This is a genomic window from Campylobacter curvus, from assembly GCF_013372125.1.
GTDB classification, from domain to species: Bacteria; Campylobacterota; Campylobacteria; order Campylobacterales; family Campylobacteraceae; genus Campylobacter_A; species Campylobacter_A curvus.
Window position 1 is genome coordinate 1 of record NZ_CP053826.1, and the last position, 11,801, is coordinate 11,801.

Below are 11,801 nucleotides of genomic sequence, written 5' to 3' on the forward strand. Positions count from 1 at the left end.
TTGCTAGCAGACGAAGTCTTGGAACTCTTAAGCGCCGAAATATCGCCAAACGAATACGAATACTACATAAAACAGCTAAAATTCAACGAAAAGGCTTCGAGCGACGAAACAGTCGTATTCAACGCACCAAATGAGCTGATAGCAAAATTTACAAAAACAAAATACGCAGCCAAGATCGCCCATTTTTTCGAGGTCAAAACGGGGATAAAGCCAAATATCGAGATCACGACGCAAACGAGGCTAAAAAGTTCAAAGCAAAATCAAGTCAATATCAAACAGATAAAAGCTCAAAGCACGCTTTTAAACCCGGCTTATACATTTGAAAATTTCGTCGTCGGCGGCTCGAATGAATACGCATTTTTAAGCGCTAAAGCAGCCTCCGAACAACCGGGTAAAATTTATAATCCGCTATTCATCTATGGACCGACCGGACTTGGTAAAACTCACCTTTTACAATCAGTCGGAAATTTTTGCCTAAATCAAGGCAAAGTCGTTATTTGCGTGACTAGCGAGCAGTTTATGACTGATTTTACTTATAACATAAACAACCACTCGATGGAGCGCTTTCGTGAAAAATACCGAAACTGCGACGTTTTATTGATCGACGATGTGCAATTTTTAGGAAAAACAGACAAAATTCAAGAGGAATTTTTTCACACATTTAACGAACTTCACAGTAAAAACGGACAAATCGTGATGACCTCCGATCGTCAGCCAAAGCTTTTAAAAGGCTTTGAAGATAGGCTCAGGACGCGCTTTGAATGGGGAATAATGGCCGATATCACGCCACCTGAGCTAGATACCAAAATAGCCATTATCCAAAAAAAATGTGAATTTGACAAAATTTATCTAAACAAAGACGTAATAAACTACATCGCGACAAATATGGGCGATAATATCCGCGAGATCGAAAGTGCGATCATAAATTTAAACGCTTATGCAAATTTGATGCGCCAGGAGATAACGCTGGACTTTGCCAAAAACGTGATGCGCGACCTCATAAAAGAAAAACGTGAAAATATAAATTTAGAAAACATAATAGAAGTCGTCAGTAAAGAGCTAAACATCAAACCAAGCGATATAAAAAGCAAATCAAGAGTCCAAAACATCGTAGAAGCGCGCCGTATCGTCATATATCTGGCAAAGATGCTGACGACGAATTCCATGCCTCAGATCGCAAACTATTTTAGTATGAAAGACCACAGCGCAGTCAGTCACAACATAAAAAAAATAAACGAGCTCATCGAGAACAACGAAATTTTCAACCTTCGAGTGAGCGAACTCAAAAATAAAATTTTGACAAAAGGATGATTACAAAATGAAATTCGTGAATAATTGTGAAAAACAAAATGACTATTTTCACATATCAAATATCGATTTTCTAGGAAAAAAAAGTGATTTTCACATTTTAACGACGCCTACTAATGCTACTAAAAGAAATTTAAAAATAAAGGGGAAAAACATATGAAAGTTTTGATAAACAAAAATGTCCTTGAAAGTATAGTCACAAATACGAACCCGTATCTGGAAAAACGAGACCTGAGCGCTATAACATCTCACATCTACATAGCGGCTAAAAATGGAGTTTTAAACATAAGAGCTACAGATCACGAGATAGGACTTGCCTATAAGCTTTCAAACGTCAAAATAACTGACGAGGGCTACGCTACTGCAAACGGTAAAAAGCTGCTTGATATCATAAAAAGCCTAAAAGACGATGAAGTCATACTAGAAACCGTAAATAACTATCTCTATATCAAGCAAAAAAACTCAAAATATAAGCTTCCGATGTATAAATTTGAAGATTTTCCTGACTTTCCAAGCAGTGAAGGAAAGTCAAAATTTGACGTAGATGCGGTGATGTTAGGACGAAGCTTAAAGAAAATTTTACCTAGCATCGATAGCAATAATCCAAAATTCGAGCTAAACGGAGCGCTTTTAGATATAAGACAAAATTTCATAAACATCGTAGGGACCGATACGAAAAGACTTAGTATATTTAAATTTGAAACTCCAACCGAGAGAGAATTTTCTATCATAATCCCTAAAAAAGCGATAAATGAGATACAAAAGCTATTTTTTGACAGGATCGAAATTTATTATGATGAAAATATTTTGATCGCTCAAAGTGCAAATTTCGAGTTTTTCACCAAGCTCATAAACGGAAAATACCCTGACTACGAGCGAGTCGTGCCAAAAGAGATAAAAAAACGTCTAAAACTAAACAGAGACAAGATGATCGACGGTATCAGGACTATCTCTATGCTAAGCGATCAGATGAAGATAACATTTACAAAAGATAGCATAACGTTTGAGAGCATAATAGAAGATAACTCCGAAGCAAAGACAACGATAGAGTATCAAACAGGGCTTGAAGATGAAATTTTCATAGGCATCAAAAATAGATATTTACTAGATTTCTTAACTAGCATAGAGGATGATGATTTTGAGCTTGGATTTAACGATAGCAATCTCGCATTCATAGTGAGTTCAAAAGAGCTTACGACGGTTATAATGCCGATAAATATATAAGGAAATTTTATGGAAGAAAAACACTACGACGCCGGTAATATCAAAGTTTTAAAAGGTCTTGAGGCTGTCAGGAAACGCCCTGGTATGTATATAGGTGACACAAATATCGGCGGACTTCATCACATGATCTACGAAGTCGTAGATAACTCGATCGATGAGGCGATGGCAGGATATTGTGACACGATAGATATCGAAATAACGAACGAGGGAAGTTGTATAGTGACCGATAACGGGCGAGGTATCCCAGTAGATATGCACCCGACCGAGCATCTACCGGCTGCGACTGTGGTTTTGACTGTGCTACATGCAGGCGGTAAATTTGACAAAGATACTTACAAAGTTTCAGGCGGTCTGCACGGCGTGGGTGTCTCGGTCGTAAATGCACTCTCAAAAAAGCTCATACTAACGATAAAACGCGATGGAAACGTTTATAGGCAAGAATTTCAAAAAGGTATCCCGGTAACTGCGCTTGAGACGATAAAAACTACGAACCGCACCGGAACGCAAGTCGAGTTTTTCGTAGATGATAGTATATTTGAGGTTACAGAATTTGACAGGGAAATTTTAGCCAAACGCTTTCGCGAGCTAGCCTATCTAAATCCTAAAATAACGATAAATTTTAAAGATCAAAGAGACGGATTTAATGAGAGTTATCATTTTGAAGGTGGGCTAGAAAGTTTCGTAACTGATATGAATAAAGCTCAGGCTGTGAGCAAAGCCGTGTCATTTAGTGGTGGTGAAGAAGACGTGATGGTCGATTTCGCGCTTATGTATAACGACACTTACAGTGAAAATTTACTAAGCTTTGTAAATAATATCAAAACTCCGGATGGCGGAACACATGAGGCGGGATTTCGTGCGGGTCTAACTCGCGTCATCACAAACTACATCGCTGCAAACGCCGCTGTGCGTGAGAAAGATACTAAGATCACCGGCGATGACATCAGAGAGGGCCTTATCGCGGTTATAAGTGTAAAAGTACCGGAGCCGCAGTTTGAGGGACAAACGAAAGGCAAACTTGGTTCAAGCTACGTTAAACCTATCGTTCAAAAGATGGTTTTTGACGTTTTAAGTAAGTATTTTGAAGAAAATCCGATCGAAGCGCGCGCTATAATGAATAAAGCGCTGATGGCGGCACGCGGACGCGAAGCGGCTAAAAAAGCACGCGATCTAACGCGTAAAAAAGAGGGACTTAGCGTAGGAACGCTACCTGGCAAGCTTGCCGACTGCCAAAGTAAGGACGCAAGTATAAGCGAGCTTTACTTAGTGGAGGGCGACTCTGCGGGTGGCTCGGCAAAGCAAGGACGCGACCGCGTATTTCAGGCGATCTTGCCATTAAAAGGTAAAATTTTAAACGTCGAAAAATCGCGCCTCGATAAAATTTTAAAATCCGATGAAATAAAAAATATGATAACAGCACTAGGTTGTGGTATCGGAGATGAATTTGACGCGGAAAAGCTTCGCTATCATAAAATCATCATAATGACCGATGCCGACGTCGATGGCAGCCACATCCAGACGCTGCTTCTCACATTCTTTTTTAGATTTTTACATCAAGTCGTGGATAACGGCTACATATATCTCGCTCAGCCGCCGCTTTATCGCTACAAAAAGGGTAAAAAGGAAATTTATCTAAAAGATGAAAAAGCCTTGAATGAATTTTTAATCGAAACCGGCATTGAGGGCGTGGAATTTGAAGGTATCGGAAACGCCGATCTCATCGATTTTTTAAAGATCGTCGCAGCTTACAGAAGCGTGCTAAAAGAACTTGAAAAGCGTTTTAACGTGCTTAGTGCGATTCGCTATATGATCGAAAATCCTGACATCGTTTCAAAGAGCTATCCTGAAATTTTTGAAATTTTAAAGAGCTATTTAAAAGATCAGGGACACAATATCTTGAATTCTTACGTTAATGACGATGAGATCAGAATTTACGTTCAAACCGAGAGCGGACTGGAAGAATTTATCGTAAACGAAGGGCTCTTTACAAATCCACTCTACGAAGAGGCCGTTTATATCAATCAAAAGATCAAAGAACGGGAGATAAATTTCAAAAAAGATGTGATCGAAATTTTAGATGAGATAGAGAAAAATGCCAAAAAAGGCGCATATATCCAGCGTTATAAAGGTCTTGGTGAGATGAATCCGGAGCAACTTTGGGAAACTACGATGAACCCTGAAAATCGCCGCTTGCTAAAAATCAGCATAGAAGATGCTATAAGCGCTAGCGATACTTTCAACCTTTTCATGGGCGATGAGGTCGAGCCGCGTAGGAACTACATCCAAGATCACGCTAAAGATGTCAAACATCTTGATATTTAAAATTTAAAAGGGTAAAAAATGAGCGAAGAGCAAAACCAAATGAGATACGGCGAGAAAATTTTAAAAGAATTCAACCCGCAAACCGACCTTGAAGTCTGGGAAAATAAGCACGAGCGTGAATACACTATAAAGATCACTCTGCCCGAGTTTTGCTGTCTTTGCCCGCGCTCCGGATATCCTGACTTTGCGATGATATATCTTGAATACATCCCAAATAAGCTGGTAGTCGAGCTAAAAGCGATCAAACTTTACATCAACAGCTTTATGAACCGTAATATCAGCCATGAGGATAGTATAAACGAAATTTACGATGTACTTTTTATGAAGCTCGAGCCAAAATTTATGAAGATAATCGGCGATTTCAACCCGCGTGGCAACGTGCATACGATCATCGAAGTATGCTCTGAGAGTATCCTTAAAAAGAGTGAAAATTTAGAACCGGTAAGAGAATTCAAATCTTTTAATGATAGCAAACGTATCGCAGCTAGACGCATAAACGAGCGTGACAGCGGTAAAAGAAGCTCCGGCAGAGATAATGCTAAAAGCTCGACTAGGAAATTTAGCGATGAAAAGCCAAAAAGAGCTGCAAATAAAGACGGCTTTAGAAAGATAAGCTATGAGGGCGATAAAAAGCCTCGTGTCGTCAAAAAGGAAAAATAAATGATAAGCCCCGAGCTGATCGAGCATATCTTTAAAGCCGCGTCCATATCGCGCTGGAATGATTATCCAAAGATGACAAATCTAGTCGAGCTCGATAAACAGGCGCATAAATTTATCATCGCTTATTTCATCGCAAAGCTAGAACGCGATATCGATATGAACTATATGATCGAGGCCGGGATATTTGAATTTTTAAGCCGTGTCGTGGTGACCGACATACGCCCGGATGTGTTTCATCATATCCAAAAGAGTAAAAAAGAACAGGTAAATGCTTGGGTTTTAAGCAATCTTGAAAATTTGACAAAAGATATCGAGGACGGAGAATTCTTAAACCGTCTTAAAATTTTCCTAACCAAAAGCGATAAAAAGCATGAAAAAGAGAGGCTCATATTAAAGGCTGCAAGCTATCTTGCCACGCGCTGGGAGTTTTCCATCGTTTATCAAACGAGCCAGTTTTTAAGCGATATCGACGAGCTAAAGCGCAAGGTCGAGGAGGAGATGGAGGATTATTTTGAGCTAATAGGCGTTCGCAAGATCGCGATGAATCAAAAACTAGCCCGCCTAGTCGATCTTAGCGGCAGACTACGCTTTCAAAAGCGCTGGGCACAAACACCGCGTATCCCTGAGACTGCCGTGCTTGGCCATATGCTTGTAGTGGCGATTTTGAGTTATTTTTATTCGCTCGAGGTGAAAGCTTGTAAAAAACGCTTGGAAAATAACTTCTTTTGTGCGCTTTTTCACGACCTGCCAGAAAGCCTCACAAGAGATATCATAAGCCCTGTAAAATACGGTGTGAAAGGGCTAAATGAAATAATCAGCGAATACGAAATGAGGCTCATAGACGAGCAAATTTTGCCGTTCGTGCCTGAAAATTTCAGAGATGAGTTCAGCTATATCTTAGGCATCCGCCAACAAGACGGGAAATTTATAAAAGATGAGTTTGAAAACAGGATTTACGAGAGCAAGATCCTTCATCACGAAGGCACGATGGAAAACGTAAACGAGGATAAATTTAACCCGATAGATGGCAAAGCCCTCAAATACTGCGACAAACTAGCCGCTTACATCGAGGCTGGCATATCTATAAGCTACGGTGTGAAGTCAAAGGAACTGACTGACGGCTTTAATAATATGCATAAAAATTTTAGTCAAAAACCAAAGATCGACGGAGTGGATTTTTTAAAAATTTGCGATGAGTTCAATGAGCATTTCGGTTTGGAGAAACCCCCTCTCAGATAACTGCGGCACACACCATAAACAAGTGCTCTGCTGTGTTCCCACCCTGAAGCGGTGCTCATAAACGGCATTGCACAGGTCTAAGAAGGAGCGGACGAATAATACTAAAACAATGCTTAAAATTTCATTTATGCCGCTTTTCTAGCTATTTTTAAATTTAAAAACTATATAATTCGCTTGATTTTAATATGAGAATTTTGGATGGCATTTAAATTTAGGTTACATCTTTTATCGACTTTTCGGGAATTTTTAGTATATCATCATAAGTCGCTGGAATTTCGTGCAAAGGTCTTTGCCGCGATAATATCAGCGAAATTTGACCCCGATGAGGACGACTTTTATACGCTATCAGACATAGCAAACGAAATTTACGACAATGATCAGACGCGTAAGGATTTTTTGATACAAACTACAAAAGAGTATGTCGCAAGGATCAAAAAGAACGATCACATAACGCTTGATGCACTACTTTTAAGCATAGATAAAGAGCTAAAAGACCACCGCAGATACGCTAAAAAGATAGATTTCTCTCATTTGCGCCGTTTTATGAGCGGGTGTGAGGAGGAGATACTCATCCAGCAGCGCGTCTATGAGTTTTTGATAAATGAGGTCAGGATCTATCTACCTGATAAATAAAATTTCGCTCGGCTTAATGTGAAATTTATAAGTTTAAGCCGTTGATAAAAATCATTGCATAAAAGGGTGAAATACCCTAAAATCACCGAAAATTTCAAAGGATAAATATGTCTGATATGTATGATTATCTAAAGATCGTTCACATTTTCTCGGCGATCATTTTTCTTGGCTATGTCTTTTTTGACGTGGTCATTTTTTCTCGTCTTAAGGGCGTTTTAGGTGATGACTTTATGCGCGTCAAGCAAGCTATCGGCTCAAGAGCTATAAAAATAATGCCGATTTGCCTCCTGCTACTTGTGATGACTGGCGGTATGATGATGAGTACGTGGGTCGGCAGCAAGGCCGGTGGATACTTTGAGACTCCGCTTCAAAAGGTCTTCATGGCTAAAGTGATCTTGGCTTTACTCATCGCTTGCGGTGTGATCTTTAACCTCACTCACAAAGCCTTTGGCAAGCAGCCGCCTCGCTTCATGCGCGAGCATTTTCATAAGATCGTGTTGGTATTTGGATTTTTTATAGTGCTTTTTGCGAAAGTCATGTTTATGGTTTGACGAAATTTAGCCTGTTTATCGCTATTGACAGGCTAAATTTTAAATTTAAGACTGCTTCATCTTGATAGCAGTTTGTATCATCTCGTCACTTGTGGTGATGCTTTTAGCGCTTGCGTCATAGGCCTTTTGTATCACGATCACTTCAGTCAGTGCCTGACCTAGATCGACGTTACTCATCTCAAGCTTATTTGCAATTATATTTGCTCCGTATATCGTCTGGTCGGCTTTGTTTTTATAAAAGAAAGCCTCACCGGAATTTGGCGTGGCTTCATATAGATTGTCGCCTACTTTTGATACGCCTTGCTCGTTTTGAAAGTGATAAAGCGCTACCTTGGCTACCGGGAAAGTCCTCGTGTTGTCGAAATTCGCTATCACGTTTCCGCTATCGTCCATGCTATATTTAGAGAGCAATCCCTCCGCATAGCCGTCTCTTGTGATGTTGAAATTTTTATTTTTATTAGCCGCGCTAGTCATGCCGTTATAGACGTTCGCATCGCCGTTGCCGCCAAAATTTAAAGCTACGCTGCCGACGCTGGCTAATGTATTTGACACGAGCCGTCCGCTGCTGTCAAACGTCAAAGCTCCGCTGGCACTGTTTTGCACGTTCCCTGCGCTATCTGTGATCGTCGCAGTCGCGTTCCAGACGGTTTCGTTGCTTGCTTGCGGGATCTTTTTAGTCAAATTTAGCGTCAGCAAGCTTTTCGTGCCGTCGGCGTTGAAGAGATCGGTCGTGAGCTTTTGAGTGTTTGCTACTTCGATGTTTCCGATGGCCTTTGCAGATACGTTAAGAGAGGCCATATCCATGTATTTTATGCTTTGATTATTTAGGCTCCAGTTGCCGTTTTCATCGATCTGAGTTGAGAATTCGCTGAATTTACCGCTTGCATCTTCGACCTTTACGACGACGCTGTCGCCTTTTTTAAGCCCGGAATTTGCACCGCCTATGGTTACTTGACCGCTGAAGCTTATGGTCTTGTTCGCATTATCCAGCGTGTATGTGTAGCTTGTGCTGTCTAACTGGGTGCTGGTTTGGCTGGTTATCAGGCTTGAGTCGAGGTTGCCTTTTAAATTTACCTTTGTCGTCGCTTCGGCGGGCAAATATAAAAATTTAGGTAGCTTTATACCCGTTTGCGCTCCTTCGGCGGCTAAGCTAATATCGGTTTGAGATAGCGTAAAGGCTTGAGGTATGTTTTGGCTTTGGCCGAATTTTTTCAAGGCGTTTTGGCTGGGCGTAGTCGGAGTGAAATTTGCGAGCGTCCCAAGTAGTAAATTTCCGTTATTATTGACTAAATTTCCAGCTGCGTCGATGTTGAAGCTGCCTGTTCTAGTGTAGTAAATTTTACCGTTTGCGTCCGTAACGCCAAAAAATCCCTTTCCGCCGATAGCTAGATCGAAATTTTTATCCGTCGTTTGAAAGCCGCCGTTACTCATTTTTAAAGCCGTGGTTTGTTTGACCGCACCAAGTCCTATTTGGTCGGTAGTAGGGTAGTTTCCTGCGGACACTGCACTTTGATTTATGAGGTTTTTAAACTCCGGGATCGAAGCCTTAAAGCCAGCATTATTGATATTTGCAATGTTGTTAGACCATACATCCATACCGAAGCTTTGCGTCTTGATGCCGCTGACTCCGTTGTAAAAACCTCGCATCATGATCGTTAGGCCTCGTAAAATTCTGCGATCTTATCCATAGGGACGTATTCGCCGGCGATCCTGATCTGAGCCTTGCCATCGACGAATTTTACCGCTTCGACAGGGTATTGACCTACTTGAGTGGTATAGGATTTGCCGTTTTTATCGACGTATTGGGCTTCTATCGTGTATGATCCGTTAGGCACTTGATTGCCCGCGTCATCCTTTCCGTCCCAGCCTATCTTGCTTACGCCGGCGGCTACGTCTTTAAATTCTATCGTTCTTACTACTTGAGAATTTGCATTTTTGATCTCGAGCTTTCCTTTTGTAGCGTCGGTTTTAAAATACAGGGCACTGCTTATCTCTTTGGTATCGTCGGTGATATTGACGGCGTTTGAGCCGGTCGATACCATCTTGCCAAGTGCCGAGATCGCGTAGGCGTTTGCATTTGATTGAAGCTGGGCTACCAGCTGCCTCATAGTGGAATTCGTATTTTCTTGCATCTCGAGCGCTGCTAGTTGGCTCGTTTGAGTCAGCATCTTTTCGGTATCCATCGGGCTTGTAGGGTCTTGGTATTGAAGCTCGGTCAATAATAATTTCATAAAAGCATCCTTATCAAGCTGCGAATTTGGATTTGCCCCCGTCGTGCCCGTCGCCGCTTGCTTTGCCGCAGCCTTTTTCTCGGCGTTTCTTGCCTCCGTAGTTTTCGTAGTTACATCTGGTACTGAAGCCATGATAACCTCCTAAATATATCTTGGTATGACAAGCTCAAGCAAATTTTGTTCCGCTTGTGCAGTCTCATCGTCGTTTTGTTGATCTTGTGCGTATCTCTTGTTTGATTGCTGATTATTGTCGCGTTTGGCGTTTTGATCGCTGAAATTCATCTCAAGCTCGGTAAATCCCATATTCACGAGGCTGTTTTTAAATTCCGCCTGATTTTGTAAAAAGAGATTCATCGTGGCGGTGTTGGAGTTGAAATTTACATGCAAATTATTGCCGCGATTTACCATCGTTATCTCGACTTCGCCTAAATTTAGCGGGTTTAGAGTGATGTTAAAGCGCGTGATAGGCGGCTTGTAGCTTTGTATTTGATCTCTTAGCGTTTCGCTGAAATTGCTTAGCGTCTCCCTCACCTGCGCTTTGTTTTGCATCTGATGCTGCGCGCTTCGCGAGATATCTTTTATCATGGAATTTAGCTCGTTATCGCCCTTACTTTCGCCGCTGTTTTGTTCCATGCTTTCTTGTGCGTTTTGCTCGCGCTCAGGGTATAAAAGCGACTCTAATGTCGGAGCTTTTTGCGTTTTTTCACCGTTTTCTACCGATTTTGGGGCGAAATTTTGCGTTTGAGCCGTTTGCGGCTTTTCTTTTGTCAGCTCCTCTTTGACCTTTTGAGTACTCGCCTGCGTTATCATCTCTTTTACATTCGTCTGCTCGGTTTGCTCTTGCTTAGCCTTTGGTGCGGGCTCTTTTGCGACCTCTTGAAGTAGCTCGTTTAGTTTTGGCGGCTCTTTGACCTGGCTTTGATTTATCGTCTGCTCGACCTCTTTTTTTAGATTTTGACTATAAAAATTTTGAGGTTTTGCAGCTACGGGCGTGAAAAATTCTTTCTTACCTAAATTTTTAAACGTATCCTCCAGCTTAGCTACGTCCTGCGTAGAGATGCTTATCTTTTCAAGTCCGAGGTCAAATTTCTTGGCCAGATCAATAAGCTCTTTGACGCTTTTAACTTCGCTAAGCTCTTTGACATTTTCAGGCACACTTAAGAAATTTGCGATCTTATCGGTGAAATTTGGAAATTTGCTGACTTTCTCATCGCCGTTTAAAATTTCAAGCACCTGCAAAAGCTGCATGAAATTTGCATTTTCATAAAGCTCGTTTTTGGTGTCATCGTCGAGCTTTTCATCAAGCTGACTCGATATTTTAGCCATCGAGTCATTTAGCTCCTTATCTTGTTGCTCGCGCTGCATGCTTACTGATTTTACGATCTCTTTGACGTCTTTTTGAGTTATCTTTTCACCTACGTTCGCCTTTGACGCGGCGGCATCGAGCACCATCGATAAAAAGTCGCCCCCATTCCCGTTTTTACCGCTATCGTTTTTAGGCGCTTGCTTTTTGGTCTGGCTTGGCGTCAGCAAATCTACGCTATTTTTTGCCGTATAAGCTTGCATTTGGTTCCTTTTTGATTTAGACTAAAGCCTTGTATGCAAATTTTGTTCCAAATTTTAAATTTTTGAG

At 41.2% G+C, this 11,801-nt stretch carries 10 protein-coding genes and 1 other RNA gene; 7 read left to right on the forward strand and 4 right to left on the reverse strand.

Going from position 1 to position 11,801, the window contains the following annotated elements:
* The 5 genes from dnaA (at window position 1) to CCVT_RS00025 (ending at window position 6,753) form a co-directional block, all read left to right on the forward strand.
* A complete protein-coding gene (gene dnaA / locus CCVT_RS00005) occupies window positions 1-1,311 on the forward strand; it encodes a chromosomal replication initiator protein DnaA (RefSeq protein WP_018137239.1) in 1,311 nt (436 codons plus the stop codon).
* Between the two features lie 153 nt (window positions 1,312-1,464).
* The gene (gene dnaN, locus CCVT_RS00010) at window positions 1,465-2,532 is read left to right on the forward strand and encodes a DNA polymerase III subunit beta (RefSeq protein ID WP_018137241.1); all 1,068 of its coding nucleotides are present in this window, start codon (window positions 1,465-1,467) and stop codon (window positions 2,530-2,532) included.
* A gap of 9 nt (window positions 2,533-2,541) precedes the next feature.
* The gene (gyrB, locus tag CCVT_RS00015; protein ID WP_018137242.1) at window positions 2,542-4,854 is read left to right on the forward strand and encodes a DNA topoisomerase (ATP-hydrolyzing) subunit B; all 2,313 of its coding nucleotides are present in this window, start codon (window positions 2,542-2,544) and stop codon (window positions 4,852-4,854) included.
* A gap of 18 nt (window positions 4,855-4,872) precedes the next feature.
* Window positions 4,873-5,514, forward strand: coding sequence for a preQ(1) synthase (queF, locus tag CCVT_RS00020; RefSeq protein ID WP_018137243.1), 642 nt, complete (start codon window positions 4,873-4,875; stop codon window positions 5,512-5,514).
* Window positions 5,515-6,753 carry an HD domain-containing protein gene (locus tag CCVT_RS00025; protein ID WP_018137244.1) on the forward strand — a complete coding sequence of 413 codons (1,239 nt, stop codon included), beginning with the start codon at window positions 5,515-5,517 and terminating at the stop codon, window positions 6,751-6,753.
* On the opposite strand, the gene ffs is transcribed toward CCVT_RS00025, so the two are convergent.
* Window positions 6,740-6,837: signal recognition particle sRNA small type (ffs, locus tag CCVT_RS00030), an RNA gene on the reverse strand. The genes CCVT_RS00025 and ffs overlap by 14 nt on opposite strands.
* Before the next feature lie 114 nt (window positions 6,838-6,951).
* Between ffs and CCVT_RS00035 the strand changes: the two genes are divergently transcribed.
* Entirely contained in the window at window positions 6,952-7,386 is a 435-nt protein-coding gene (locus CCVT_RS00035) for a hypothetical protein (protein ID WP_018137245.1), read from the forward strand.
* Between the two features lie 107 nt (window positions 7,387-7,493).
* On the forward strand, window positions 7,494-7,937 hold the full coding sequence (locus CCVT_RS00040; protein ID WP_009649513.1) for a copper resistance protein D: 444 nt from the start codon (window positions 7,494-7,496) through the stop codon (window positions 7,935-7,937).
* A 45-nt stretch (window positions 7,938-7,982) separates the two neighbouring features.
* On the opposite strand, the gene CCVT_RS00045 is transcribed toward CCVT_RS00040, so the two are convergent.
* From CCVT_RS00045 to fliK, 3 genes are read right to left on the reverse strand one after another with little or no spacing between them, the layout of a single operon-like run.
* A complete protein-coding gene (locus tag CCVT_RS00045) occupies window positions 7,983-9,584 on the reverse strand; it encodes a flagellar hook-basal body complex protein (RefSeq protein WP_018137246.1) in 1,602 nt (533 codons plus the stop codon).
* Window positions 9,585-9,592: 8 nt separating this feature from the next.
* Window positions 9,593-10,300, reverse strand: coding sequence for a flagellar basal body rod modification protein (locus CCVT_RS00050; protein ID WP_018137247.1), 708 nt, complete (start codon window positions 10,298-10,300; stop codon window positions 9,593-9,595).
* A gap of 9 nt (window positions 10,301-10,309) precedes the next feature.
* Window positions 10,310-11,734 carry a flagellar hook-length control protein FliK gene (gene fliK, locus CCVT_RS00055; RefSeq protein WP_018137248.1) on the reverse strand — a complete coding sequence of 475 codons (1,425 nt, stop codon included), beginning with the start codon at window positions 11,732-11,734 and terminating at the stop codon, window positions 10,310-10,312.
* Between the last annotated feature and the right edge of the window lie 67 nt (window positions 11,735-11,801).